Here is a 25,983-nt window from a genome sequence, read left to right on the forward strand (position 1 = left end):
GCAAAGATGGTTCGCCGCGCGTTGGAATACGCCCGACTTTCCCGTCGTATATGCCCAGTTTCGCGCCAGGCCAGTGCGAAAATCACATCCGGCGTGTCATGCCGGGGCGCGGCAGTGAAACTGCAGGAAGTCCTGGTGACTTGGCATCCTTGCGACTGCGCTGGCGATACCGGCCTTCAGGTCGCCGAGCGCCTGCCGCAACTGGCCCGGCGGCATGAGGCGGGCGACCTGATGATAGCCATTGGGGCGGATTCCCTGGCCGAGCATGACCTGAACCCAGGAATCCACGCGGAACAGTTCGTCCGATGCCTGATAGGCCCGGGCGCTCTCGCGGAACAGCGCGATACGGCGGACGAGCGAGTCGGGGATGTCCATGGTCCGGCAACGCCGCCAGAAGGCGCTGTCGTCGCGTTCGGTGAGAAAATAGTGGAGAATGACAAAGTCCCGGACGCCCTCGAGTTCGGTGCGCGACAACTGGTTGTAGCGGTCGATCAGCGCCGCGTCGAAGCCATTGAAGGGGAAGTACTGCATCAGCCGCGTGACCGCGATCATGATGAGATGGATGCTGGTTGATTCGAGCGGTTCGATAAAACCGCTCGCCAGGCCCAGAGCGACGCAGTTCCTGTTCCAGACCTTGCGGCGGGTGCCGGTGCGGTACCGGATCAGGCGTGGGTCGAACAACGGCTCACCCTCGATCTGGTCGAGCAACAGCGCCTTCGCTGAATCGTCCGTCATGTGCTTGCTTGAGAAGACGAGCCCGTTGCCAATGCGGTGCTGGAGCGGGATTTGCCAGCGCCAGCCTGCCTCATGCGCGATGGCGCGGGTATAGGGAACGGCCGGGCCGACCGATTCAGTCTGAACCGCATAGGCGCTGTCGGTGGCGAGCCAATCGCCCCAATCTTCATATCCGGTCTCAAGAGTTCGTTCGATCAGCAGGGCACGAAAGCCGGTGCAATCGATGAACAGATCACCTGAGACAATTTGACCGGATTCGAGAACAAGTGATTGAATAAATCCAGTTTCTGATTCTTGTTTGATGCTGGCGATCTTGCCCTCGACGCGCTTTACTCCGTCTGCTTCGCTTCGCGCGCGCAGGAAGCGGGCGTAAAGTGTCGCGTCGAGATGATAGGCGTAGTTGATCTGGCTGTTGTCGCCAGTGGCAAACCTGCTCGCCTCGGCGGCCTGCAATTCGAAGCAATAATCGCCGATGTCGCCGGCGAAGCCCTCGGCCCGGGCCTGGAGCCAGAAATGATGGAAGTCGGCCATCCAGGTCGATTTGCCGAGCACCCCGAAGGAGTGGAGGTAGCGATCGCCGCTCCGTCCCCAATTCTCGAACGCGATGCCCAGCTTGAAGCTCGACTGGGTGGCGCGCATGAATTCCTGCTCGTCGATGCCGAGGAGGGAATGGAAGGCGCGGACGGTGGGAATGGTGGATTCGCCGACGCCGATCGTACCGATCTCATCAGATTCGACCAACGTGATGTCGAGCAGCCCGCCCAGTTGCTTGACCAGGGCGGCGGCGGCGAGCCAGCCGGCGGTGCCACCACCGGCGATGACGACCTTGCGCACGATCTGTCCGTCCATGCCGGCTTCTCCCATGTCCGTCAGCGATTCAGGCGGTTGAGCAGCATCGCACGCAGGCGGCGCGCCCTCATCTCGTCGAGCGGGGCGAGATTGCCGCGCGCTGCTTCCGGCAGGTGGGCGCCGGCTTGGTCGGCGGGGCCGAAGACATAATAGTCGAACAGCGCGCGCCACGCCCGCTTCTCCGGCTCGGGACGATCGCGCAGACTGAGCATCGCGTGCAGCAGCGTGTTCTGCGGCGTGTCCATGAAGGCCGGGGATGCGTTCCACCAATAGTTGATAAGCACGTTGAAGCGGTCAAGCGCCTCGACATGATGCCACCAAAGCGCCGGGTAGAAGAGCACGTCGCCCGGTTCCAGATCAGCGATCTCCCCGGCTGCAAGTGCCTCGGCGAAACGCGGATGGCGGTCGAGATCGGGGTTGCGGAAATCCACCATGCTGACGACCTGTCCTCCAGGAGTCGGTTCAAGCGGGCCGGGATAGAGATTGCATACCTGTTCGGGTGGGAACAGCGTGAAGCGGCGACGCCCGACCATGCAGCAGGCGATGTTGTTCGACATGTCGTAATGGGCAGACGCGATCGTGCGGTTGCCGATCCAGATGCTGACGATGGGCGGCGCGCTGCCGACCACGGCCGGGTCTAGCGCGAGGTCGTTCTCCCGGCGAAGGCCCGGCAGATAGGTGTCGAGATCGGTGGAACCGACATAATAGGAGGGCGGCCGATCGTCGTTCCATTCGACCTGGAGCCGGTCGAGCAGTTCGCCGAGCAGCATGCGACCGGCCTCGAAGTTCATGGCCGTCACATCGTCGTTGTAGAAGAAGCGCCCTTCGATCTCGGGGCGGCCGACAAAGCCGACGACAGGCTTCCCTGCGTAAAAGGATTTGAGATAGGCGATCGCTTCTTCCGGTGAGGACAGTCCTGCGCGCGCCAGCGGCCAGTCGCGCACGAGGCCCTTCAGGATGACGGGTTGCTGGGCCTCCATGAGCGCGTCGAGCGGGATCGCATCGGGCGCGACGCCGTCGATCACCCTGGTCCTGCGCGCGATGGCCGTCATCTGTTCGTGCTACCGGTCACGCGACTCCCGCCTTTCGGTTCTTGAGGTCGATCAGACGCCCAATATTGCCCATCGAGGCGATCACGAGGAAGGCGAGGGGCAGGAAGCCGCTTGTGTTGAGCCGTTCGAGGCGGGAGCCGTCGAGCTGCGCCAACGCGCCGCGAGCGATAGTGAAGAGATCGGGCAGCACATATTTACGCGCCTCGTCGAGTTCGATTTCGACGGCGACCGGCTCGATCAGGCCGGCTTGGTCAAGCGCCTCGAACATTGGCTGGTTCGCCTCGATTCCGGTGTAGATGGTTCGCAAAATTCCAGCAATATGTTCGAGATATGGCGTATTTCCACCATGTGGTAGGAAGAGTGGGAGCCCTTCGGTTCGGCTGACGCGGGAATGGTCGAGGTCGATATGGATCATCGGCTCGCCCTCTGTCCCGCCATCCTTGAAGCCGATCAGGAACGGGCCGCGCTGCAATATGGCTGGGACGTAGCGGCCCTGCCAGCCTTTCTCGCCAAGGAAGAGATTTTCGTCCCGGTCGAGCCCGAGCAGCGCGACGGCCTGCAGCGCACCGGTCTCGTCCCGCCGGAAGAAGATCGGATATTCGCGCTGGATCTCCTCGAACTCAGTGGGAAAAACCAGCACCTGGTTGACGCTGTCGCCGAACTCGGCGCGGTGACCGGCAATCACCCGCAGATCCGGGTGATCGACATTGTTCAACGGTACCCGGTTGGTCATGCGATGGTATCCAGCCCTTTTAAGCGTGCGGTCAGACGGATTTTCGGCGCTCTCCACCGCCGGACGGGCGTTGCCGGTCATGATGGGGCAAAGATCGACGAAGCTCAATTTCGAACGGGAAAAAGGCCGCTGCAAAACAGCGGCCTTCCTCCCCCAATATTGTCGATCGACAAGACGGATCAGAACTTGAAGCGTGCACCCAGCATGAAGCGGCGATCGAGTTCCTGGGCGAACCACAGCTCGGACTTGTCCCGGGCATAGGTACGGACGCTTTCCTCGAGCAGGTTGATACCCTCCAGCGTGACCGACACATTCCTGGTGACGTCATAGCTGATGTTCATGTCGAGCTGACCGAACGGCGCCGTGAACTCAGGATTGCGAGAGCCCTGGCGATTGATCCCGGAAAGGAACTTGTCGCGCCAGTTATAGGCAAGCCGCGCCGAGAGGCCGTTCTTGTCGTAGATCAGCGTTGCGTTGAACGTGTCGCTCAACCCGAGCAGCGCGAACTGATCTTCCGCCGGAATCGCCCCGATGTCGAAGCCGACATCGCCCCGGACCATCGTATAGGCGGCCGATACGCCGAGGCCGGTATTGCCAAGAAAATACTGGCCGGCAACTTCGATGCCCCAGATTTTCGCATCCTTGTTGTTGATCGGGCGCGAAACCTGGAATTGGTACAGCGGATCGCTTGTGTTCGCGTTCACGTCCAGCGTGTTGTTGATCGTCTTGACATAGTCATCACTCAGCGAATGCGTGACGGGATTGAAATTGGCGGCGAATTGCGTCGTCGCCGCCGCCACGGATCCGGTCGACTGGATCAATGCCGTCATCGCGAACAGGTTAACGTCGCTGGTATCGGCGCCAAGGCCCGCCAGCGCCGCTTTTGCGGCTCCGGAACGGCTTCCAGCCGCACCGGAGCTGGGGTCGCGCAGACCGAACAGGTCGCTGGTGAACTGGCCACGGCCGATGAAGTTGTGCACTCGCTTGTCGAACAGGCCGACCGATATGTAGCTGTCCGGCTTGAAATAATATTCGAGCGAGACGTCGAAATTGTCGGACGTGATCGGCGAAAGCTGGGCATTGCCCCTCGTCGCCGACGCAATGCCACCATTGTTGATCGGGCGCGGCGGTCCGGCCACCGTCGTGGCGGTAAACAGATCGCTGTAGTTTGGGCGGGCGATCGACTTGCTGAACGAGAAACGCGCGACGAGATTGTTCATCGGCTCGATCCGGAAATCGAATGACGGCAACAGGTTATTATAGCTGCCCTTGCCGGTTATGAAGTTGCTCTGATTGGAGATAACGACGGTGAAGTCGTTGTCCGACACCCAGTTGATCGCGCCCGGCACAGCTTCCAGCGACGTCGTGGTCGATTTGGTGCTCTCATACCGGACGCCGGCGACCATGCTGGCTTTGCGCCCGGCGATCTCGCCGTTCCAGGTCATCTGACCATAGGCTGCCCAGATGGTTTCCTTGACCCGGTTATCCTGGTTGCTGGTGATGCCGATGGCATTCCCCGCCTTGGCGTAATAGGGGGAAAGGATGGAATAGAGATTGGCGGCGTTGCCACGGAAAGCGAGCTGCGAGGCAGGGTCGCCGCCCGGATTATACTGGTTGAACTTGCATTCGAGGCAGAACGCCTGGAGCGCACCCGGCGCGAGCTTGTTCACGTCGCCCGGGTTGGTGATGCCCCAGTCACCCAGCGTCTGCTGGGTGGAGACGAAGGTCTGGCGCATGTCGGCGGTCCGGTAGTTACCGCCAAAGTCGAAACGACTGCCGCCGCCGAGGTCCCAGCCGAAGTCGGCCCGGATTTCCTTCACGGTCTGTTTCTGGGTCGAAGCGTTGGTACGACCGACCTGCGATCCGACGTCGTTGACGTCGAGCGCGCCATTGCCGGCACTGCTGATCGTCACCTTCTGCTGCGGAATGCCGCCGCTGCCATAATCGACCGAGTGCGCCGCCACGACATTGGCGCCCATGCCGACCAGGGTCGAGCTCTGGCCGTTGGCGTTGTCCGGGCGGCTGTCCGACTTGCTGATATGACCGTCGAGATTCAGCGAGAAGTTCTCGGCAAAGTCCCATTTGGCGTTAAGCCCGTAATCCTGAAGCGTGCTCTTCTGGGCGCGAGATTGCGCTTCGAAGCCTTCGTCCTTCGCGCCGTTGATCGTCTCGTGGAGATAGGTCGCGGTGGCGACCGTGGGGTTGCCGTCGAAGGTGACGACGTCGAACGGCCGGCTGAACCAGTTGGACAAATCCGAACGGGTCTCGCGCTGCGTGTTCTGCGCATACAGGGCGTCGGCGGTCAGGGTTAGGGAGTCGGTCGGTCGGAATTGCAGGACGGCCTGGCCGTTGAAGCGCTCGCGCGTGCCTTCGGCATAGTGATAACGGCTGTCATTCGGGATCGCGACGAGTTGGTTGGGGTTTTTCGGCGCGTTGTTGACGACGGTGCAATTTGAAGCAGGTGTGCTGGTGGGGCAGATCTGCGGTATGGCATCGGCACCAGGAATCGCGCCCGGTATGTTACGCGCGAATCCACCCGTAAGGAACGTGCTGTACGGGATGATATTCCAGTCGTTCGACGTGGCGCTGATCGAGGTGTAGTTGCGCTTCTGATAGCTGCCGAACAGCGAGACGCCGAACTTCTCGGACGGGTCCGTCCAGTTCAGCACACCGGATACCTCGGGCGTGACCTTGGAGCCGCAGTCGAGGCAGCCGTTGACACTGGTATCGTACACTGCCTTCGCGCCGATGCTGCCCGAAAGACCCGAGGGTCCGTCAAGCGGATGTCGCGAGACAACGTTGATCGTCGCGCCGATGCCGCCTGAAGGAATCGCGGCGCGGCCGGTCTTGTAGACTTCAAGCGTCTTCACGCCTTCCGAGGCGAGGTTGGAAAAATCGAAGGAGCGGCTGGTGCCCTGCGCGCCATCGGCATTCTGGTCACCGCCGACCACGGACACGATCGAGGTCGCCAGGGTGCGGCCGTTGAGCGTGACGAGATTGTAGTTGGGCCCGAAGCCACGCACCGTGACCAGTGCGCCCTCGCCGTTCGTGCGGTTGATCGACACGCCGGTGATGCGCTGCAGCGACTCGGCCAGGTTGGTATCGGGAAATTTGCCGATGTCTTCGGCAGAGATCGCATCGACCACGCCGGAAGAGTTCCGTTTGATCGCAATGGAACGCTCAAGGCTGGCGCGAATGCCGGTAACGACGATATCCTGCTCGGCGTCGCTGGCCTGCCCGTCGGCCACGTTGACTGTCTTTTCCGGATCAGCCTGTGCCAGCGCCGCGCCCGGCATCATCAGGCACGCGGCGACAGCGATCACCGATGTGGAGCGCGCAAGCGCCGACGAACGTCCAAAGCTCTTCCCAAAGCTTTTCATAATCACCCCTCCTCAACGACGCTCTCCGACAGGCGTCGACATTGTTTTTGACGAGCAGGCTTCGTGCCTCTCGATGGTAACGCTACCAAAATGTCTGACGTTGTCAATTGGAGTTGAGTGCAATCCGAAGGGGGATTGAACCAAAATGGCTTGATTTATCATGGTTTTGGAGGGAGGTTATCGATGTTAACGTTCTCAATTCTGCTGACGCTCTCGCGCCACCGAGGAAATCCGGGTCAAATGTAGCGACTGACTCGATATCTGTTGCCGGGATCGGGGAGTCTGGTCGACGTCGCGACAGGCAGGCGCCCGCACTATTCCACGCGCTCAGCCTGCGGATAGGTTGCGATCGTGCAGCAGGGGTTGCATTGCCAACAGCGCCTGGGCGCGATTCTGCACGCCCAGTTTTCTGAAGCTCGCGGAGAGGTGGGCCTTGATGGTCGCCTCGGTAACGCCGAGATCGCCTGCAATCTGTTTGTTCGAGCGGCCGTCCGCCAGCGCGAGCAATACGCGAAGCTGCGCATCGGACAGTTTCCGCAAGTCCCGCTGAGCGTCCTGGGCTCGCCCGTCCGCCACGGCCCCAGGCAGGGGGAATACCGCGATCCCCTCAAGTACCCGGCGCAAGGCAGCCGTCAGTTCGTCGACCGGCCATGTTTTCAGGAAATAGCCAACGGCGCCCAGCGCGCGGGCGGTCTCCACCGTTTCCAGACCGGCGCTTGCGGAAAGAATCACAATCGGGACCGGGCCGAGCTGCCGTTGGATCTGGAGGAAGCCGGAGAAGCCGAATGATCCCGGAAGCGCTGAGTCGAGGATGGCGAGACGATAGCTGCGGTGGAGGCGTGCCAGCGCCTCAGCCTCGATGACGGTGCCGGCCGTGTCGATAACGATGGAAGGCGCAACTGACCGCGCCACCAGGACCAGCCCCTCCCGCACAAGCGGATGGCCGTCCGCTATCAAGATTCGGGCTGCAAACGCCACCGGATACTCAAGGCAACATTCAACATATGTCGACATCTTTACGTGAATTCCGGCCTACGGTCTAGGGAATGTGAGTTCGAAATGGAGTAGTGTCGTATAAAAACTCATACAATCTTAGGATAATCGGGTAGTGGTATCTGTGATGAAGAGAAAATGACTAAAAGTACGTACAATTACGTATAACATTATACCTTAGTCTAATCATCGCACGTTTCGCAAATCACTTTAAATCGATGGTAACCAGAAAAACCACTCTTCTCGTGTATGGAGATGCATGGGGACTGTAGGATGCCGAAAGGCCCCGGTGGTTCAAAATCTGCCGAAATGCTGGTTGTCGGTGGCGTCTTGTTTGCCGGCATGCCTGCTTACGCTGCTACGCCTGCCTGCATATCTGTTTCCAATGTTGCCTCTACCGCCTTCACTCTTGGTGGAGCCGGCGGGTCGCTCAATTCCAACGTTGCAACGATCCGCATCGACGAGCTGCTCGACCTGACGCTATCGCCAGGATCGGGCACTGTCTCCATTCCCACCAAGGAACTGGCAGCGGTGCCGTTCGTCCTGGTCAATACCGGCAATGGTCATGAGGCCTTTCTGCTCGGCGGCCGGATCGACGGGGCCCAGGCCGTGGTCGAGGGCTTTGCCGTGGACCGGGATGGTGACGGCCATTTCGACGGCGCGACCGATCTGGCGATCGATCCTGCCTCCGCGACGCCGCCGCTCGCACCCGGTGCATCGCTGCGGCTGCTCGCGCTGGTTCGGGGTGGCGCTGCGGCTGCCAGTGCCACGCTCGTCGTAACCGCGCGCGCGGCGACCGGATCGGGTCGCCCGGGCAGCGAATTTCCGGGCCAAGGGGACACCGGGTGCGACGCCGTGGTTGGAGCCTCAAGCGGGCTTGCCACGGCCACGGTTGCGCTCAGCGTCGCGCCTGGCACTGACACGGGCCAGATCGCACTGGTCAAGTCGCAACGCATCGATGCGCCGGGCGGCGGCGCCGATCCTGTGCGTGGCGCGACGGTCACCTACACCATCGAATCCCGCTTCGGCGGGACCGGTGTCGTCCGGGCGGCGCGCGTCGCCGATCCCATCCCAACCGGCACGGCCTATGTGCCCGGCAGCCTCCGCCTGGACGGCACCGCACTAACTGACGCCGCCGACACCGATACCGGCGATTTCGACGGCTCCGCCATCCACGTCGCGCTCGGCGACGTGCCCGCGCCGGTGACGCGCACGATCCAGTTCCAGGTCACCATCCAATGAGGAGTAGCATCATGTCCCACCTTATGAAGTTAGGCGGCGCCGTGGCGCTGCTCGCGATTCCGGCGGCCGCACTGGCCCAGCCGGTCGATCTCACGGCGCGCGCGATGGTCGAGCAGCGCAAGGCGGCGCCTGACGGCACCACGAAGATCACCCTGGCACCGGCTGCCCGGGTCACGCCCGGCGACCGGATCGTCTACCAGCTCAGCTATCGCAATACCGGCCGCGAACCGGCGCGCGACCTGGTGATCGCCAATCCGGTGCCGGCAAACCTGGTTTATGCCGGGACGGCGGAGGGTTCCGCCGAGCCAGAGCTGTCGGTCGACGGCACCCGCTTCGGCCGCCTCCAGCAACTCACCGTCCGCACTGCCGACGGCAAGGTCCGTCCTGCCCTGTCCGCGGATGTCCGGGTCGTGCGCTGGCGCCTCAACGATCCTGTTCCCGCTGGCGGCTCTGGGCAGGTCGCATTCAGGGCAATTCTGAAGTGATTTAACTTACTATTATAACAGGGAGTATTTCCATGAAACTCATCCATAGATTGGAACTGCTGGGCGGGGCAGCCATCACTGCCCTGATCGGAACTCCAGCCTTTGCACAGGAGACGCCAGCCGGCACGAGCATCGCCAACCAGGCAAGCGTCACCTATTCGGTTGGCGGTACGCCGCAGACCAGCACGTCCAACACCGCGACGTTCCTGGTCGATAAAAAGGTCAATTTGGCGGTTGCCGAAGTCGGTGGCGCGGCCACGCGCGTGGCGATCGGTTCAACCGATCAGGTGACGACCTTCACCGTGACAAACCTGACCAACTCGGTGCAGGATTTCCGCCTCGTCCCCGGGCAGCAGACCGTATCGATCCCGCTGCTCGGTACTGATGACTTTAACGTCAACAACATGCGCGTGTTCGTCGATTCCAACGGCAATGGCACCTATGATGCCGGCGTCGACACGGCGACTTTCATCGACGAACTGGCGCCCGATGCGACTGTCACGGTGTTCATCGTCGCCAACATCCCCAACACGCAGGGCATCCACACCGCCATCGTCAGCCTGGACGCGATCGTCGCGGCCGGCGGCGGCGCGGGCACGCTGGGCGCCGATCTGGTCGCGACGTCGTTGCTGACGCCGGATTCGCCGAACACGGTCGACATTGTCTTCGCTGACGGCGCGAACGTGCTCGATCTGCCACGCGACGGTCAGCTCTTTGCGTTCGATGCCTATACGATCGACACGGCCGCGGTCACCATCAGCAAGACCTCGCGGGTGGTAAGCGATCCGTACAATCTGCTGGTGAATCCCAAGGCAATTCCGGGTGCTACGGTGGAATATTGCATCACGGTCACCAATGCCGGCCCCGGTATTGCCACCGGGGTGAGCATGTCCGATGCCGTGCCGGCCAACACGACCTATGTGTCCAACTCGCTGACCGTCGGCGGCCTCGGGGTCGGTGGCCAATGCGTGTTGAACGGCACGATCGAGGACGACGATACCACTGGGCCCGACGAATCGGATCCCTATGGCGGCTCGTTCGACGGCACCACGGTTCGCGCGACTTTCGGCAGCGTACTGCCGTTGATCCCGCTCACCGCCTCGTTCCGCGTGGTTCTCAACTAGCCCACGCGGATCGGGTCTTCCTCTCCGGTACGCGGCCCCCTCCTGCGTGCCGGGGAGGATTAAGCCCATGGCGATCTTCCGCTTCTTCGCCCCGATCGCGCGCGCGGTCGCGATGGTCGTCATCCTGACGCTTGCCATTTGCGGCCCGACCGCGCGGGCGCAGACGATCAGCAACACTGCCTCGCTTACCCGCACCGTGAATGGTGGCGACAGCGTCGTGCTGTCCAATACCGTATCCTTCACTGTCCTCGGCAAGCTGCCCACGCGGTTCGATTTCCGCCAGTTGCCACCCGGCTTCGCATTGCAGGGCATGGCATGCGGCGCGGGCTCCAACTTCACCCCGGCGCCGGTTTCAGCCAGCGAGCTGGCGGCCGCCAGGCCGCTCGACGTGCTCGATATCGACAGCCCGCTGATCCTGGTGCTCGAGGCGCCGGGCGAGAACCGCGATCCGCTGACACGGGAGACCGTCCGGATCACCGAGCATACCGCGAGCCGTCAGGGCACGGTCGTGCTGCTCGAGACTGGTCCGAACACGGGCGTCTTTGCCGGCGGCATGCCCGCGACGGGGCAATATGGTGCACTCGCCGCCTGCGACCTCGGCCTTCACCGCGCCGACGGCAATCTCGTGCTCGACTTCGCTGGCAGCGACTATAGCCTGGCCTCGACCGCCTCGCTGCTGCTCGATCCCGAAGGCTATGTGTTCGATTCACGTACCGGCGACCTGGTCGATGGCGCGACCGTGACCCTGATCGACGATTCAACGGGTGCGCCGGCGGCGCGGGTCTTCGGCGACGACGGAGTCAGCGCCTATCCCGCGACCGTGATCAGTGGGGGGACGGTGACTGATGCGGGAGGCAAGGTCTATCGTTTCCGTCGCGGCAATTTCCGTTTCCCGCTCGGGCCGCCGGGACGGTACCGGCTGCGCATCGTGCCGCCGGATGGCTATACCGCGCCGTCGGCGGTGACGCCCGCTGCGATAGCGTCACTGCCCAATTCGGTCGGTGGTTTCATCATCGAGGACGCATCCTATGGCGGCGTGCTCGTCCTTCAGGGCACGGCGCCGATCCGGGTCGACATCCCGCTCGACCGGGCGACGTCGGGCGCGTTGGTGCTCGACAAGACGGCGTCGGTGCGTGAGGCCGAACCGGGCGATTTCGTGCAGTACCGGCTTGAATTGCGCAACACCGGCGTCGCCGCGGTGATCAAAGTCGGCCTCACCGATACCTTGCCGCGGGGACTGCGCTATCACGCAGGGTCGACACGCGGCGTATCCGAGCCTCTCGTCTCCGCCGATGGGCGGACGCTCAGCTTCACCCTGGCGTCGCTCGCCAGTGGAGCAACCGCGCAGATGACCTATCTCGTCGAGATAGTGCCGGGTGCTCCCCAGGGCGAGGCGGTCAACAGCGCGGCGGCAAGCGCGTCGGGCTCAGCCGCGAGCAATCTCGCCAGCGCCTCGGTGCGGATCCGTGCGCCGCTGTTCACCGATGCCTTCACCGTGATCGGACGGGTCACCGAGGGCGGCTGTCATGATCCCGAGCGCGGCCGCAAGGGCGTCCCGGGCATCCGGCTGCTGATGGAAGACGGCACCTATGTAGTCACTGATGCCGACGGGCTCTATCATTTCGAGGGCGTTTCCCCGGGCACCCATGTCGTCCAGATGGATCTGGCCAGTGTGCCCGCGACGCACGCGCCGGTGGTGTGCGACGCCGACACGCGGGTCGCGCACAGTCCGATCTCGCGCTATGTCGAGGGCGGCGGCGGAAGCCTGCAGCGGGTCGATTTCCAGCTTCGCCTGACAGGCAAGGCTGCCGCCGCCGCTGACCTGCTGCCGATCACCCCGCTCGGCGACGCGCAGGCCGCGGGCAATCGCGACGACTGGCTCGCGGTCGCCACGCCGGGCGTCGGCTGGCTGTTCCCGGACGAGAACCACAATCCCCGCGCGCCCGCCGTCCGCGTGGTGGTCCGTCATGACGTCGCCCAGCGCGTGGCGCTGACGCTGAACGGCAAGCCCGTCGATCCGCTGAGCTTCGACGGGACCGATAACGACAAAGCACGCAACGTCGCCATATCGCGCTGGACCGGCCTGGCGCTGATCGATGGTGACAACCGACTCGAGGCGCGGGTGCTTGGGGCTGACGGTAGCGTGGCCGCCACGCTGACCCGTATCGTCCATTACGCCAACACCCCGGCCCGGGCGACCTATGTGGCCGAAAAGTCCCGGCTGGTCGCTGACGGCCTGACGCGCCCGTTGATCGCGGTGCGGGTGACTGACAGCGAGGGGCGGCCAGTGCGCGCGGGGACGATTGTCCCGTTCCGCGTCGATCAACCTTATCGCGCTGCCCAGCAGGTTGCCGCTGAGCAGGGCCGCCAACTCGCGGGGCTCGAACGTACTCAGACGACAGCTCAAGTGGTGGGTGACGAAGGGCTTGCCTTCATCGCGCTTCAGCCGACGCGTCAGGCGGGCATGGTGCGGATCGCCGTCACGCTGGCCGATCGCGAGCGCGAACTGGTCAGCGAGGTGAAGGCGCGTCTCACCGCGCCGGCGCAGGACTGGGTCGTGGTCGGCTTCGGCAAGGGAACGCTTGGCTACGACATTCTCTCCGGTGCTGAGCGGACTGCGAGAGGGAAGCGCGGCGAGGTCGTCACCGACGGTCAGCTTTCGCTTTATGCCAAGGGCCGGATCAAGGGATCGTGGATGATGACCATTGCCTATGACAGCGACAAGGACGAGCAGCGGCTGCGCGACCGCGGGGTGCTCGGGACGATCGACCCGAACCGCTATTACACCGTCTATGGTGACGGAACCCTGCAGGGCTATGACACGCAGAGCCGACGTAAGCTCTACCTCCGGCTGGAACGGCGCGATTTCTATGCGCTGTACGGCGATTTCGAGACTGGCCTCGTCGATACCAAGCTCGGTCGCTACAGCCGGACGATGAACGGCGTGAAGGCAGAGTTCGCCAGCAATCGGGTCCAGTTCACCGCCTTCGCGGCGAATGACGACAGCCGTTACGGCCGCGACGAAATCCAGGGCAACGGCCTGTCCGGTCCATACCGTCTGTCAGCGCAGAATCTTGTACCCAACAGCGACAAGCTGCGGCTGGAGACGCGCGACCGGTTCCGGCCTGATCGCGTGCTCAACAGCCAGTTGCTGACTCGCCACATCGACTATGACATCGATCCCGTCGCGGGTACGCTGCGGTTCCGCGAGCCTGTCCTGAGCCGCGATTCCGATCTCAACCCGATCTTCATCGTGGCTGACTATGAAACCTATGGCGGCAGCAAGAAGCTTGCCGCGGGCGGCCGCGCCACCGTGAAGGTCGGCCGTGCCGAGATCGGCGCAACGCTGTTGCGGGACGAGACAAGTGGGAACGGCACCGTTGCCGGCATCGACCTGCGTTTCAAGGCAACCGCGAACACCGAAATTCGCGCCGAGGCAGCGACCGGCGGCAGGGATGGGATCGGAAAGGGCCAGGCATGGCTCGCCGAGGTGGAGCATCACGGTCCCCGCGCTGATATGCTCGCCTATGTCCGCCAGCAGGATCGCGTTTTCGGGCTCGGCCAGCAGAATCTCGGCGAGGCTGGGACGCGCAAGATCGGCGTTGACGGCCGGCTCAAGCTGGGCGGGCGCTGGTCGCTGGCCGGTTCAGCATGGTATCAGAGCGACCTGGACGAGGCGGCGCGGCGCATCGCGGGCGACCTAAAGGTCGAATATCGCCGCCAGACCGGCACGCTATATGCGGGTATGCAGGTGGCGTCCGATCGCGGGATCGGCGGCACGGCGCTCGATTCGCGGCTATTGACGCTGGGTGGCACGCGGAATCTGTTCAAGAACAAGCTTGAGTTGAATGCGGAATCGCAGGTCCCGCTTGGCGGCAAGGATGCGAGTGTCGATTTCCCGGCACGCCAGCGGATCGGCGCTTCATGGCGTTTCAACGACTGGCTGAAACTGATTGGCGGCTTCGAATATGCCAAGGGAGACAAGTTCACCGCCCAGACCGGCCGTTTGGGGTTCGACGTCGCGCCCTGGGGCGGCGCCCGCCTGCTGACCACGCTCAATCAGGGTGCGATCGGCGAAAATGGCTCGCGCACCTATGCGCAATATGGCCTCAGCCAGTCACTGCCGCTCGGCAAGCGCTGGACGATCGACGCGACGGTTGATTCGAGCGGTACGTTATCCGGCCACATCCCGCGCGGCGACATCGTCAATCCGTTTCATCCGCTCGCGTCGGGCGGGTCGTTGAGCAGCGACGGGATCAACGGCGATTTTGTTGCTGCCACGCTGGGCGCAACCTATCGCGGTGCGCTGTGGAGCTGGAACGGACGAGTCGAGTATCGTACCGGCACGCGCGAGCGGCGTTGGGGCGTGACCAGCAACCTGCTGCGGACGCTGGGACAGGGAAGCACGATCGCCTCCAGTATCCGGGCCTATCGGGTCCGCGAGGCGAGCGGCGCGGTCGCCTCGTCGATTGACGCGGATGTGGCGCTGGCGGTGCGTCCGCTCGATAGCCGCTGGTCGTTGCTGGAACGCTTCCAGCTCCGCCAGGAAGGGGCGGGCGCCGGGATCAGCGCCAGCAACGCGCTGGCCGTGCCGACCTTCGCGGAAGGGACGAACACCACGTTCCGGGCAATCAACAATGTCGCGGTCAATTACCGGACCGGCAGCGAAGGGGGCCGTCACGGCCTCGAGGCGAGCGTCTATTACGGCGCGAAATATGTCCGCGGGCGCTACGCCGACGAACGGGTCGACGGGTTCCTCGACGTGGTCGGGGTCGAGATCCGCAAGGACGTGACCGGGCACCTCGATATCGGTGGCAATGCAAGCATGCAGCATAGCTGGACCAGTGGCACGGCGCAGCTGTCGCTCGGCGCATCAGTCGGTGTGTCGCCGGGCAAGAATCTCTGGTTCACGGCTGGCTACAACATCACCGGCTATCGCGACCGGGATTTCGAGGAGGCGCGCTGGACGCGGCAGGGGCCGTACATCACGGCGCGGCTGAAGTTCGACCAGCTCTCGTTGCGGGACATGGCGCGACCGATCCTGGGGCGTGGGCAATAACGGCGTTCCCGCGCGATCCGTTCCAGGGCGTTGCACCTCGACGACATCTCCGGCAGGCAGCGCGCGATCGACTCGGGAGACCGCACGATCGACCGTTTCACAAGGCAAGCGCGCCCAGGCGCCGGGAGATTTGAAGCATGACCATCACTCGCATCGACGCGGGGGCTCGCATGAGCCAGGCAGTAGTCCATGGCGATACCGTGTATCTGGCAGGGCAGGTCGGCGCACCGGGCGAAAGCGTGACCGCGCAGACGAAGGCGATCCTCGTCCAGGTGGAAGAACTGCTGGCGCGCGCTGGAAGCGGCAAGTCGAAGATCCTCGCGGCGACGATCTGGCTCGCCGACATGAGCGATTTCGGCGAGATGAATGCGGTGTGGGATGCATGGGTCGACGGGCAGGACGCCCCCGCGCGCGCCACCGGCGAAGCGAAGCTCGCAACGCCTGACTACAAGGTCGAGATCATCATCACCGCTGCTCGCTGAGCCGGCATTCGGGAAGCACGGGACCAGGCGTGGTTCCGTGCTATTCCCCCAATATCTTGCGCTGGGTCACCACTGCGGCGCCGCGCGCATCGATCTCGAAACCCGTGACATGGAAACCATGGCGCAGGTTGAGCAGGATCATCGAGTTGTTCTCCGCGCGCGTGCGGGTCTCGACCTGATGATAGCCAAGCGCCCTGATTTCCTTATGCTGGCGCTCCATCAGCCGTGCCGCAAGGCCGATGCGCCGCGCTTCCGGCGCGACTCCACCAAGCCAGCTGTAGAACAGTCCGGTCCCGCGCCGATAGCCGAGCTTGAACCCCGCGGGCGTATTATCCTGGCGCCGCGCGAGCAGCAGATGCGGATCGGCGACGTGCGGCAACCGGTCGGCGAGATACGCCGGATCGAAGGTTGCGAATACCACCCCACAGAGCGGGAGGAGCAGCGCGAGCGCTTCGTTTGTGTTGCCTGAGAAGGTTTCGATGAGCAGTCCGTCGGACGGAAGGGGGATTGGCGACATCAGCCTTATCTGCCGTGCATCGCGCTCTTCCGCCAGTCCTGAGCGGGCATAGCCGGATTCCAAGGCGCGAGGCGTCGAGCGTGAAGATGCGTTCCTCTGCCTCCGTGCCGCGCAATGACGAATGGGTTCGATGCCGCACGGCGGTTCACTGATTTAATTTATAGATATTGAGAATCATTCGCAATTATGCGAAGGCTTGTCTTCGAACCAATGGGCAGGAGAGTCTCATGCGTCGACAGAGTGGAGCAGCCGCCGGTGCAATGGCGACCGCGTTGACGATCCTCGCATTCGCGCTGCTTGTCCTCGCCGCAACACGCTGGGCCGAAAACGGATGGGGTTCGGCCGCCTGGCTTGCCGTCTTTGTGGCGATGTGCGTGATCCGTGTGCCTCATTCCCTCCGTAACCGGGCGAATATCGTCGTGGACGCCCACAAGGATGTCTTCGAGATCGGCCTTCTTGCGATGATGTTCACTACGATGATGCTGCTGCCGCTGTTGCATCTCGCAACCGGCGCTTTTTCGTTCGCGGCGTACCGCCTGCCCGACTGGGTGATCTGGATCGGCGTCCTGGCCCAGCTTCCATTCCTCTGGCTGTTCTGGTGCAGCCATGCCGATCTCGGACGCAACTGGAGTGCGGGGCTTGAGGTGCGTGAGGACCACACATTGGTGATGGACGGGGTGTATGCCCGCATCCGTCATCCGATGTATCTGGCGATCTGGATTTCGGTGCTTGCGCAGCCTTTGCTGGTGCAAAACTGGATCGCCGGTTTTCTCGTCATTCCCGCCTTTGCCGCGATGTGGTTTATTCGTGTGCCCAGGGAGGAAGCTCTGATGCGTGCGCGCTTCGGCGCAGCGTATGACGATTATTGCCGCAAGGCCGGCCGGATGATGCCGAGGGCGTCATGATGTATGTGCCCATTGCGGGTGCGGCATCGCCCGTCCTGCCCGAGGTGATGGTGATGCAGGCGGCGCGACTCTGGCGTCAGGCGAGAAATGCCGGTGATCCGGTGCAGCCCGTATTGCATGGCCTGTTCGCATCCCATGGGTACGACATGCTCGCACCGACCTTCGACAGCGTGATGACGCTGTGCGAAAGCCGGTTCGACCGATCGCTTTGTACAGGATGTCCGCTCGCGCCTTCGTCTGACGAACGCCTGTTGTGCCGGCTGTTGGCATCTCCGGAAGAGCTTTCCCGCATCGCGCCATGTCGAAATTCGGGTTCAAGAGGAATCGAGGCGGCGCTCGGGTGCGCACTCGTCTCGGCACGCATCATGGCAATGGCTGCAATGGAAGGGCGACCGCAATGACTGACTCCCCGTTTGCGTCCGATACCGCTTCGCGCCGTTTTCGCGCGACGCGACCAAACCGGATCGAGAAGGCGCTGACTCAATGGCTGACCCGCACCGCAACGGTCACCGCGGTCGAGCCCTTGTCGCCGCGTTTTCGGTTGATCGACCTTGAGGGCGAGGCATTCAGGCATGTGGCCTGGACCGCAGGCGACAAGATCCAGGTGATACTCGGCGGTCTCCTTACCGCGCGGACCTTTACGCCGATGTCATGGGATGCGCGGCAGGGACGTACACGCCTTCTCGTCTGGTCGCATGGCGAGGGGCCGGGCACTGAATGGGCGACAGGATTGGCACCCGGCGATGCCTGCCAGTTTTTCGGGCCGCGGCGTTCGCTCGACGCCGGCGATCCTGCCACGCCGCTTGTCGTGTTTGGCGACGAGACATCGTTCGGCCTGGCTGCTGCGCTGGCCGGGCGTTCGGGCGCGGAGCCTCCCAGGCTGTTTTTCGAAGTCTCCGAGCCGGACGAATGTCGGCACGTGCTGCGGCGGATCGGCGGGGAGGAGGCCATGCTGGCTCAGCGAACCAAGGACGACGCCCATCTGGAAGCGATGGCCCTGCAGCTTGCGGCTCTCGATACCGGGGCTTCGCTATACGTGGTGACGGGGCGGGCACCGGCGATCAGGCGGATCGTCACCATTCTGAAGGCAGGAGGCGTTCCTTCCTCGCGACTTCGTACCAAGGCGTATTGGGCGCCGGGCAAGGTCGGGCTGGATTGACGTTGCAGCATCGATCACCGCCGATCCAGCCCGGAGTCTCCGAAGAGACCTGCTATCCTGGGGTCTCGAAATCCAGCGTCACCTCCTCGATCAGGAACTGGGCGCGCAAGGTTTCCGCCAGGATGCGCGCACCATAGGCATCGACATCGATTGCTTCGATCTGGATCCTGATCAGGCCGGCGGAGCGCCGGATCAGCGCGAAGGCAGGGACCAGTCCGCGCCGTGCGAACTGGCCGAACACGCGTGGGATCAGTTCGGGATCGTCGACACCCTGGACCCGGTATCGCGCGACGGGACGTGGCGGCTCCATCACGGCGCTGCCATCGCCGGTGCCCTGCCGCGCGCGATCGTCGCGCGGGCGAGCCGGTCTGCCGCCAGGTTGACCGCGATGCCGGCCTGCTCGGCATCCGCCCAGACCTGGTGGAGGCGATCCGGGATCGCGTCGATCCGGGCGGCGACCTCGTCGCTATCCCAGCCGAGATACTCAGCGCAGACGTTGATGATCCCGCCGGCATTGACGACATAGTCGGGCGCATAGAGCACGCCGCGCTCAGCCAGAGCGGTGCCGTCCTCCTCACATCCGAGCTGGTTATTCGCCGCACCGCAGACGATCGCGGCGCGCAGTTTCGGGATCGACCGGGCGTTGAGGACGCCGCCCAGTGCGCAGGGAGCGAAGATGTCGCAACGCGCCTCGATCACGGCGCCAAGCGACGCCACTTCCGCACCCGTCCGCGTCGCGACCGCTGCGGCGACCGCTGAACGCGGTTCGGCGACGATCAGCCGTGCACCGGCCTCGTGGAGCAGATCGGCAAGAGACGCGCCGACCGAGCCGAGGCCCTGGATGGCAACGGTGCAATCGCCAACCGGTCGCCCGAGGCGATGTTCGGCTGCCGCCTGCATGGCGCGGAAGACGCCCAGCGCCGTCCAGGGCGATGGATCGCCACCCGGCCGCCCGTCGCGAGGCGGCAGGCCGGCGACGTAGCGAGTGTGCCGCGCCACCTCGGTCATGTCGCCGACGGTGGTGCCGACATCCTCGGCGGTGACGTAGCGGCCGCCCAGTTCCTCCACTGCCTCACCAAAGGCACGGAACAATGCGGCGCGATCGAAATCGCCCTCAGGGCGGCGCAACACTGCCTTGCCGCCGCCGAGCGGCAGGCCGGCAAGCGCGTTCTTGTAGCTCATCCCTTCGGCGAGGCGGAGCGCGTCCTGTGTCGCCTCGGTAAAATGAGGGTAGGTCCATAGCCGGCATCCGCCAGCGGCCGGGCCGAGCAGGGTGGAATGAAGCGCGATGACGCCGTCCAGTCCGCCGGCGGAATCCTGCAGGCGCACGACCTGTTCGGGCGGATGCGCATCATGCGCACGAGAAAAATCCATGTGGGGTAGCTCCGGAAAACACTGAATTACGTATGCGGCGTGGCGGATGCGTCCCGCGCCAGCGCCTGTGACCGATGGGATCAGATCGCGAAGATCTGCCCGGTCGTAATTCGGGTCCGGGTAATAAGTCGGATCGAGGCGCAGGCGGGGACGCCAGGCATTCGGGCGCACGAAGACAGGGCGTGAGCCGCTGCTTTCTTCGTCACTACCATCATGCCTTGCACGGTCTTGCGGTTCCTCGGACGACCACGCGATTCTTCATCGCTGCAGCCCCGATAGCTGGCCGAGAATGAAAAATCCGCAACTTTTTTTGCGATAGTCGTAAAAATCGCTCATGCATGGGTTCGACGGATTCGAGGAAAAGTCGCCCCGAGGGGGCACGGACCTGAACGTCGCAAGCGTGATGCGGTGTGGTTGACCCCAGTTAACAAAATGCTCAGGACGAAATGTCCTCGCGCTTTCCATTGGAGGGAACTTTAAAATCCGCGATGTGAGGCGATTAAACCGGAACGGTACCAGTTCAGGTTGACTCTGCATCGACGCAAGATGGTTTCTGGATGTTGCAGTGGCGAATGAAGCCGGCGTTTCATTCTAAAATGGTTGCAACACTTCTTTCGCTCTATTCTCCGTATGCTATTCAGTTCCGGCGCGGTGGAGGGATGTCTGATGCACATCGTCGGCGCTGTCGCAGCGCATGGATTCAGGTGGATTGCCCGCCACACATCTGCGGTGCGGGCGCGCCATCTGGCTGGGGCAACTCTTCGCCGGCGGGGCCGTCCACGCTCGATCATCGTCGCGTCGCCCTCTGATGTCGCGCACGCTGGCCGGTCGGGTTTTGAGCCTGGGAAGCGCTTCCGGTTTCAAGTCTTGCCCGGGTCCAGTCTCATATCGTTGCCGAACCCCGTTCTCCTCGGAATCCAACTCTCGCCGATGAGCGGTTCCGGGCAGGAAAGCACTGGAGAAGCGAATGCGGCGACCTTTCATCCATATTAATTTCGCTACGGAAGACGTTTGCAGCGTTCGGCAGCCGCAAGGCATTTCGGGCAATATTTCCTGCGGGGACGACTGGCACAGGGTCCATATCCTGAGGGAGCGCTACGACGCCATCGCGGTGGGCGGGAAGACGTGGAACATAGATCGCCCGCGCCTCACCGTTCGTCCGGAGAAGCTGGGTCGAGAGCCGCGCAGGCAACCGAACCGGGTGATCTTCGCCGGATCGCACCCCTGCGCGATGTCGCATCCCGGAGCGCCGGCCTTCGTTATCAGCTCGCACCATCATGTCGACCCGAGCGCGGTTGCCCTGGCGATGACAGGGCATGACCTGCATGGTCCGTTGGAATCCCTCTACGATTACGGCATCGAAAGCCTGCTGGTCGAGGGCGGCCCGACGCTGCTGCGATCATTCTTCAGCCAGGGGTTCGCTGACAGAGTGACGATCTACGTCCGCGCCGGCACCGCCGAAGCGGCCGACCGCGGCGCCCGCGATACCCTGGGCGCCCTGCCTGCCACCTTGCACGCAAGCGCCTTTGGCGAAGGATTCCTGCTCGAATCCGGGGTGCCGGGAATGGGGGGCGAGATGAGGGCTGCCGGATGAAGAGCGAAAAGGCCACCCGGTTCGTCGTTTTCGCGGCGCCAAGGACGGGCAGCAACCTGTTGTGCAGCCTGCTGAACGCGCATTCCGATATCCTGTGTCATCACGGCCTGTTCAACCCTAGCGGAATCCATTGGGCGAGGGATTGGCAAGGACGGCGCGACCTCTCCGACAATGTTGTCGCGCGTGATCGCGACCCGGCAGGCTTTATCGCTTCCGTCTGGGCTGCCGGTGGCGGCGCGCGGGCAGTCGGCTTCAAGATGAACCGGGATGAGAATGACGCCGCCGTCGATTTGCTGCTGCGTGATCCTTCGGTCCGAAAAATCCTGCTGAGGCGGCGCAACCGCGTGCGGACCTATGTATCCGAAGAGATCGCGCGCCTTACCGGCATCTGGGAGAGTTTCGCCGCGCGGGCTGAGGCGGCGGTCCCGGCGCTTCATGTCGAGGCGGCCGACCTGATCCGGCACAGCGGGCTAAATGCGGCCTATTATGCGGCGCTCGAAACCGTTCTCCGCGCGACGGGCCAGACATGGCTCGACACCCAGTATGAAGCGCTCGGGGACCGGCGGGAAATGGGCAGGATAATCTCCTTTCTCGGGGTCGAGGCGCCTTTGTCGCTACCGGCGGCGAGCCACAAGCGCGGCCCGGCCGAACTGGGCGCGGTGGTGGAGAATTTCGACGAACTGGCCGGAGCCCTGCGGGGAACCGCGCTTCTGGACGATCTCTATCGCCGGGACGCTCCCGAACTCCGTTTCCTCCGATTCTAGCTGCTGGAGCGACACCGATGCTCAATGCCCATCTCTCCCCGATCGTCGCCGACAGCTTCACCCGCCATCGCGGCCCGGTGACTTCTGTCGCCGCGATCCCGGGTCGCGCGGCCGTGGTTGCCGTCGCCTATGACGGAGCGGTGGCGCTGTTCGATCTCGAGGCCGCCACCGTCGATCTGCTGGGTTACCACCGGCATCTAGCCAACCATGTGACGGTCGATGAGGGCGGGAGCAGAGCAGCTTCCTCCTCCTCCGACTATGATATCTACATCTGGGACCTGACCGGTCGTAAGCTGGCCCTGGTGCTGCGCGGGCATAGCGACGACGTGGAGGGCTTCGCTTTCGTTGACGACACCACCGGCGTTTCCGCCTCGCGCGACCGGAGAATCATCGTCTGGGATCTCGTCACCGGCGCGATCCGGCGGACTATCGAGGGGCATGAGAAGGACGTGCTCTCGGTCGCCTGCCGCGACGGACTGATCTATTCGTCGGGCGACGACATGACCCTGCGGCAATGGGATCTCGCCACCGGAGCGCTGATCCGCACCTGGGGCCCGTTCGAGACCGAGACTGACACCTGTGCCATTGACATGCTGAACCACCGGGTGGTGCTTGGGTGCGACGACGGTGTCATCCGCATGTTCGACAGCCGCGACGGTACGGCGCTGGCCTCGATCGAGGCACATGGTTCGGGCATCAAGAAGGTGGCGGTCTCCCCCATCAACGGCGACATCCTGTCCTGCGCTTATGACCAGCGCATCACCATCTGGGATGCGTCGTCCTTCAGCCCGAAGGTGAACCTGGAGAACCATCCCTCGAAATGGGAACGGTCGTTCGGCTGGTCGCCCGATGGCGCGTCGATCCTGGCGGGGACCTTCGATGGCACCGTCGTGCAATGGGATGCCGCGTCGGGCCTGATCGTCCGGGAGGTGGGCGGTGCCCCGGGCGACCAGGGCAATGCCTGTTTCAACGAAGCCGCTGCCGCGCCGGACGGCAGCGTCGCGCTGGTCGCAGATGATGGAATGGTCCGGCTGATCCGCCTGACCGAGCGGGAAGCGTGCCTTGCCGCCCGCACTGAGCCCCCTGGCGGGCGCCGGTTGATGAATGCGGTGACGCGCGATCCAGGCACTGGACGGGTCGTTGCCGGCGCGCATGACCACAAGCTGCATATCTTCGGCGCCGGTCTGGAAAGCGCCGTCGAAGTGGCGCTGGGGCAGGGACCGATCAACTCGATCCGGGTGGCGCAGTGCGAGGGTCATGAGGGTGCGCTGTTCGCTGCATGCTATAGCGGAGCGATCGTTCGCGTATCCCCTGACGGGAGGGATGTGCTGGCCCACTCGCTGCACGACGGTGCGGTGAAGGCGCTGCGCCTGCATCCGCACGAACCGCTGGGTGTCAGTTGCAGCGCCGATGGCGGGCTCCTGTCCTGGACTCTGGACGGCGAGATCCTGCAGCGCTTTCCCGGGCACACCGCCATCGTCGACGATGTCGATCTTTCCCCTGCGGGCGATCGTATCGCCAGCGCCTCGCGCGATTTCACGCTGAACGTCTATGATGTGGCGGATGGCCGGCTGGCCCATTCGATCGAGCTTGGCCGCCGTTCCCCGAAATCGCTCTGCTTCTGGGATGCGGATACGGTGATCGTCGGCGACTATTGGGGGGCGTTGATCAAGGCCGACCTGCGCACGGGCCGGGTCACGCGCAGCACGATCGCCGCGAACGGCATCAGTTCGCTGTCACGCTCTGGAGAGAGGCTGGTCGCCTCTTCCTATGACGGCGGGGTCTATCTTGTGTCGGTCGAGGATCTGTCGGTGCGCAACGTCTATCGCGCGATGACTCAGCGGGTCGGTGACGGAGGTTCATAGCCCGACCCGGCAATTGCCCAATGTTGTTGGCGTTCCTGGTATTTTTCGATTCTTGAAGGAGCATGCGAAATGACACCGAGCAAATGGCTATTGTCGGGGTGCCTGTTTCTGTTTGCAGGCGTCGCGGCCAAATCCTCAGTCCAGTCCCAGATACCTGTCGGGCCGGCACCGCTATGCGCGGTCACCAGCGCTGAATTCGCCACCTGGAAAGTCGGCAGCAATTTTGCCCCGCCGGACAGCGCCAGCTTCGATCCCTCGTCCGACTGTGCATTCTACAAATGGTCGTCGCAGATGTTCCTTTGGTTGACGACCAAGGATGTGCGCGGGAACCTGCTGATGTTCTCGCCCAAGTTCGACAACGCGGTCGAGGACACCAGCACGGGCGCCTTCCAACTGGTCAACAGCACTGGCCTGGATGCACAGAACAAGACCAATGTGTCGTTCCGGGTCCGCGTCAACAAGCCCAAGGTGTTGCTGCTCAAGTCGGCCGGCAGCACCAACAATGTCGTGGGCGGTCCGGCGGGGGATACCGGTTCGACCGGCCAGGCGGGCGGCGGCGTGCTGATCGTCAATGGAAAGCCGATCCCGGTATCCGGCAAGACCGGGCTGTCGACCTATCCGGTCGTCTATTACGCGATCCAGGAGAACGACGTCTTCACCGCGCTCAAGGAGCATTGGCGCAAGGTGCCCTATTATAATGCCGGCCCGAACAAGACGAATTTCCCGATCACGCTCGACCAGGCGAAGGAGATCCAGAAGGCCTCGGGCAAGACTCTCCCCAATCTGAGCCAGCTCGCGATCGAGGTGAAGACCGCCTGGATCGATACCGCCTACATCACGCCAGCGCAGGCCAGCAGCCTTATCCAGATCAAGTCGGATGTGCCTGCCTTCACGCAAGCGCTCAACGCCAAGAACCAGCTGGTGCTGAGCTGGGACGGCACGACCATGGTCACGCGCACGCTGGCGATGGTCGGCATGCATGTGGTGGGATCGGTCAACCATCATCCGGAGATGGTCTGGGCGACCTTCGAATCGAACTTCAACAGCCCGGATGCGACCTATTCCTATCTCAACCAGAATTACGATCCGACCACCAAGGCGTGCAAGACGGGTACGACCTGCCTCAACACCGTTACCTTCAGCACGACAAGCAGCCAGTCATCGATCTTCTATAATGGGCCGAAGGGCGCTTCCACCGCGCCTGACGTGATTGTCGAGACGGCATCGTCGGGCGACGACAGCAGCATCGTCGCCGCGGGGAAGACGTTGACGGCGACCAGCGTGGCGCGCCTCAATCCATGGGGAAGCCAGCAGCCGGCAACACCGTCACTGAGCGATCCGGCCGTGCTCAACAACACGCTGCTCGTCTCGCTGATGAACTCGCTTCAGCCGAAGTTGGCTGCGTCGGGCGGCACCGGCAAAGCGCTGGCCAATTATTTTCTGGTCGGTGCGATCTGGAGCAACCGCATCATCCCGCCGCAGCCGGGTTACCAGCTGATCGGGTCGCAGTTCGCCGCGAACACCACCATGGAGACCTTCCAGCAAGTGCGGCCGGGCAACCCCGATCCAAACGCCACGGCGAACAATTGTTTCAGCTGCCATGGCGACTTCGATGGTACCCAGGGCACCAGTGTCAGCCATGTCTTCCCCAACACGGTGGTGTTCCGCTGA

At 63.4% G+C, this 25,983-nt stretch carries 20 protein-coding genes; 12 read left to right on the plus strand and 8 right to left on the minus strand.

Translation table 11 applies throughout. The annotated features are described in order from the left end of the window. Positions 1–96: 96 nt before the first annotated feature. The 5 genes from NDN01_RS05580 to NDN01_RS05600 all read right to left on the minus strand — a co-directional run bounded on the left by NDN01_RS05580 (position 97) and on the right by NDN01_RS05600 (position 7,661). Positions 97–1,584: a tryptophan halogenase family protein gene (locus tag NDN01_RS05580; protein ID WP_272626377.1), complete on the minus strand. Its 1,488-nt coding sequence runs from the start codon at positions 1,582–1,584 to the stop codon at positions 97–99. Positions 1,585–1,604: 20 nt separating this feature from the next. Then, positions 1,605–2,636: a cupin-like domain-containing protein gene (locus NDN01_RS05585; RefSeq protein WP_272626378.1), complete on the minus strand. Its 1,032-nt coding sequence runs from the start codon at positions 2,634–2,636 to the stop codon at positions 1,605–1,607. 16 nt (positions 2,637–2,652) lie between these two features. Next, positions 2,653–3,369 carry a SapC family protein gene (locus NDN01_RS05590; protein WP_272626379.1) on the minus strand — a complete coding sequence of 239 codons (717 nt, stop codon included), beginning with the start codon at positions 3,367–3,369 and terminating at the stop codon, positions 2,653–2,655. A gap of 179 nt (positions 3,370–3,548) precedes the next feature. Then, positions 3,549–6,749, minus strand: a complete 3,201-nt coding sequence (locus NDN01_RS05595) for a TonB-dependent receptor (protein WP_272626380.1) — start codon at positions 6,747–6,749, stop codon at positions 3,549–3,551. Positions 6,750–7,076: 327 nt separating this feature from the next. Continuing rightward, positions 7,077–7,661, minus strand: a complete 585-nt coding sequence (locus NDN01_RS05600; RefSeq protein WP_443025195.1) for a LuxR C-terminal-related transcriptional regulator — start codon at positions 7,659–7,661, stop codon at positions 7,077–7,079. A gap of 423 nt (positions 7,662–8,084) precedes the next feature. On the opposite strand from NDN01_RS05600, the gene NDN01_RS05605 reads away from it, so the two are divergent. The 5 genes from NDN01_RS05605 (at position 8,085) to NDN01_RS05625 (ending at position 16,134) form a co-directional block, all read left to right on the plus strand. Continuing rightward, on the plus strand, positions 8,085–8,984 hold the full coding sequence (locus NDN01_RS05605) for a hypothetical protein (protein ID WP_272626382.1): 900 nt from the start codon (positions 8,085–8,087) through the stop codon (positions 8,982–8,984). 11 nt (positions 8,985–8,995) lie between these two features. Then, positions 8,996–9,469: a hypothetical protein gene (locus NDN01_RS05610; RefSeq protein WP_272626383.1), complete on the plus strand. Its 474-nt coding sequence runs from the start codon at positions 8,996–8,998 to the stop codon at positions 9,467–9,469. Positions 9,470–9,501: 32 nt separating this feature from the next. Then, positions 9,502–10,593, plus strand: coding sequence for a hypothetical protein (locus NDN01_RS05615; RefSeq protein ID WP_272626384.1), 1,092 nt, complete (start codon positions 9,502–9,504; stop codon positions 10,591–10,593). 67 nt (positions 10,594–10,660) lie between these two features. Continuing rightward, positions 10,661–15,652, plus strand: coding sequence for a hypothetical protein (locus NDN01_RS05620; RefSeq protein ID WP_272626385.1), 4,992 nt, complete (start codon positions 10,661–10,663; stop codon positions 15,650–15,652). Positions 15,653–15,789: 137 nt separating this feature from the next. After that, positions 15,790–16,134: a RidA family protein gene (locus NDN01_RS05625; RefSeq protein ID WP_272626386.1), complete on the plus strand. Its 345-nt coding sequence runs from the start codon at positions 15,790–15,792 to the stop codon at positions 16,132–16,134. Between the two features lie 40 nt (positions 16,135–16,174). Here the strand turns inward: NDN01_RS05625 and NDN01_RS05630 are convergent, their stop codons facing one another. Continuing rightward, complete coding sequence (locus tag NDN01_RS05630; RefSeq protein WP_272626387.1) at positions 16,175–16,651, minus strand: GNAT family N-acetyltransferase; 477 nt, start codon at positions 16,649–16,651, stop codon at positions 16,175–16,177. A 272-nt stretch (positions 16,652–16,923) separates the two neighbouring features. Between NDN01_RS05630 and NDN01_RS05635 the strand changes: the two genes are divergently transcribed. The 3 genes from NDN01_RS05635 to NDN01_RS05645 are packed head-to-tail and all read left to right on the plus strand — an operon-like array spanning position 16,924 to position 18,715. Continuing rightward, positions 16,924–17,556 carry a protein-S-isoprenylcysteine O-methyltransferase gene (locus NDN01_RS05635; protein ID WP_272626388.1) on the plus strand — a complete coding sequence of 211 codons (633 nt, stop codon included), beginning with the start codon at positions 16,924–16,926 and terminating at the stop codon, positions 17,554–17,556. Further along, positions 17,553–17,957, plus strand: coding sequence for a hypothetical protein (locus tag NDN01_RS05640; protein WP_272626389.1), 405 nt, complete (start codon positions 17,553–17,555; stop codon positions 17,955–17,957). The genes NDN01_RS05635 and NDN01_RS05640 overlap by 4 nt, the downstream gene beginning before the upstream one ends. Continuing rightward, the gene (locus NDN01_RS05645; protein WP_272626390.1) at positions 17,954–18,715 is read left to right on the plus strand and encodes a siderophore-interacting protein; all 762 of its coding nucleotides are present in this window, start codon (positions 17,954–17,956) and stop codon (positions 18,713–18,715) included. The genes NDN01_RS05640 and NDN01_RS05645 overlap by 4 nt, the downstream gene beginning before the upstream one ends. A gap of 52 nt (positions 18,716–18,767) precedes the next feature. Here the strand turns inward: NDN01_RS05645 and NDN01_RS05650 are convergent, their stop codons facing one another. Both NDN01_RS05650 and NDN01_RS05655 read right to left on the minus strand, forming a co-directional pair. Further along, positions 18,768–19,028, minus strand: coding sequence for a hypothetical protein (locus NDN01_RS05650; protein ID WP_272626391.1), 261 nt, complete (start codon positions 19,026–19,028; stop codon positions 18,768–18,770). Continuing rightward, the gene (locus NDN01_RS05655) at positions 19,025–20,089 is read right to left on the minus strand and encodes a Glu/Leu/Phe/Val family dehydrogenase (RefSeq protein WP_272626392.1); all 1,065 of its coding nucleotides are present in this window, start codon (positions 20,087–20,089) and stop codon (positions 19,025–19,027) included. The genes NDN01_RS05650 and NDN01_RS05655 overlap by 4 nt, the downstream gene beginning before the upstream one ends. 967 nt (positions 20,090–21,056) lie before the next feature. Between NDN01_RS05655 and NDN01_RS05660 the strand changes: the two genes are divergently transcribed. The 4 genes from NDN01_RS05660 to NDN01_RS05675 all read left to right on the plus strand — a co-directional run bounded on the left by NDN01_RS05660 (position 21,057) and on the right by NDN01_RS05675 (position 25,983). Next, on the plus strand, positions 21,057–21,683 hold the full coding sequence (locus NDN01_RS05660; RefSeq protein WP_272626393.1) for a RibD family protein: 627 nt from the start codon (positions 21,057–21,059) through the stop codon (positions 21,681–21,683). After that, the gene (locus NDN01_RS05665; protein WP_272626394.1) at positions 21,680–22,447 is read left to right on the plus strand and encodes a hypothetical protein; all 768 of its coding nucleotides are present in this window, start codon (positions 21,680–21,682) and stop codon (positions 22,445–22,447) included. The genes NDN01_RS05660 and NDN01_RS05665 overlap by 4 nt, the downstream gene beginning before the upstream one ends. 17 nt (positions 22,448–22,464) lie before the next feature. Continuing rightward, complete coding sequence (locus NDN01_RS05670) at positions 22,465–24,312, plus strand: WD40 repeat domain-containing protein (RefSeq protein WP_272626395.1); 1,848 nt, start codon at positions 22,465–22,467, stop codon at positions 24,310–24,312. Positions 24,313–24,381: 69 nt separating this feature from the next. After that, positions 24,382–25,983, plus strand: a complete 1,602-nt coding sequence (locus tag NDN01_RS05675; RefSeq protein ID WP_272626396.1) for a hypothetical protein — start codon at positions 24,382–24,384, stop codon at positions 25,981–25,983.

The sequence above is a fragment of the Sphingomonas sp. QA11 genome (assembly GCF_028473665.1).
Lineage (GTDB): Bacteria > Pseudomonadota > Alphaproteobacteria > Sphingomonadales > Sphingomonadaceae > Sphingomonas > Sphingomonas phytovorans.

Excerpts from the sequence above, each read along its gene's own strand:
- NDN01_RS05580 (WP_272626377.1), bottom strand. The coding sequence starts at position 1,584 with ATGGACGGACAGATCGTGCGCAAGGTCGTCATCGCCGGTGGTGGCACC.
- NDN01_RS05585 (WP_272626378.1), bottom strand. The coding sequence starts at position 2,636 with ATGACGGCCATCGCGCGCAGGACCAGGGTGATCGACGGCGTCGCGCCC.
- NDN01_RS05590 (WP_272626379.1), bottom strand. The coding sequence starts at position 3,369 with ATGACCAACCGGGTACCGTTGAACAATGTCGATCACCCGGATCTGCGG.
- NDN01_RS05595 (WP_272626380.1), bottom strand. The coding sequence starts at position 6,749 with ATGAAAAGCTTTGGGAAGAGCTTTGGACGTTCGTCGGCGCTTGCGCGC.
- NDN01_RS05605 (WP_272626382.1), top strand. The coding sequence starts at position 8,085 with ATGCCTGCTTACGCTGCTACGCCTGCCTGCATATCTGTTTCCAATGTT.
- NDN01_RS05610 (WP_272626383.1), top strand. The coding sequence starts at position 8,996 with ATGTCCCACCTTATGAAGTTAGGCGGCGCCGTGGCGCTGCTCGCGATT.
- NDN01_RS05615 (WP_272626384.1), top strand. The coding sequence starts at position 9,502 with ATGAAACTCATCCATAGATTGGAACTGCTGGGCGGGGCAGCCATCACT.
- NDN01_RS05620 (WP_272626385.1), top strand. The coding sequence starts at position 10,661 with ATGGCGATCTTCCGCTTCTTCGCCCCGATCGCGCGCGCGGTCGCGATG.
- NDN01_RS05625 (WP_272626386.1), top strand. The coding sequence starts at position 15,790 with ATGACCATCACTCGCATCGACGCGGGGGCTCGCATGAGCCAGGCAGTA.
- NDN01_RS05630 (WP_272626387.1), bottom strand. The coding sequence starts at position 16,651 with ATGTCGCCAATCCCCCTTCCGTCCGACGGACTGCTCATCGAAACCTTC.
- NDN01_RS05640 (WP_272626389.1), top strand. The coding sequence starts at position 17,553 with ATGATGTATGTGCCCATTGCGGGTGCGGCATCGCCCGTCCTGCCCGAG.
- NDN01_RS05645 (WP_272626390.1), top strand. The coding sequence starts at position 17,954 with ATGACTGACTCCCCGTTTGCGTCCGATACCGCTTCGCGCCGTTTTCGC.
- NDN01_RS05655 (WP_272626392.1), bottom strand. The coding sequence starts at position 20,089 with ATGGATTTTTCTCGTGCGCATGATGCGCATCCGCCCGAACAGGTCGTG.
- NDN01_RS05660 (WP_272626393.1), top strand. The coding sequence starts at position 21,057 with ATGCGGCGACCTTTCATCCATATTAATTTCGCTACGGAAGACGTTTGC.
- NDN01_RS05665 (WP_272626394.1), top strand. The coding sequence starts at position 21,680 with ATGAAGAGCGAAAAGGCCACCCGGTTCGTCGTTTTCGCGGCGCCAAGG.
- NDN01_RS05670 (WP_272626395.1), top strand. The coding sequence starts at position 22,465 with ATGCTCAATGCCCATCTCTCCCCGATCGTCGCCGACAGCTTCACCCGC.
- NDN01_RS05675 (WP_272626396.1), top strand. The coding sequence starts at position 24,382 with ATGACACCGAGCAAATGGCTATTGTCGGGGTGCCTGTTTCTGTTTGCA.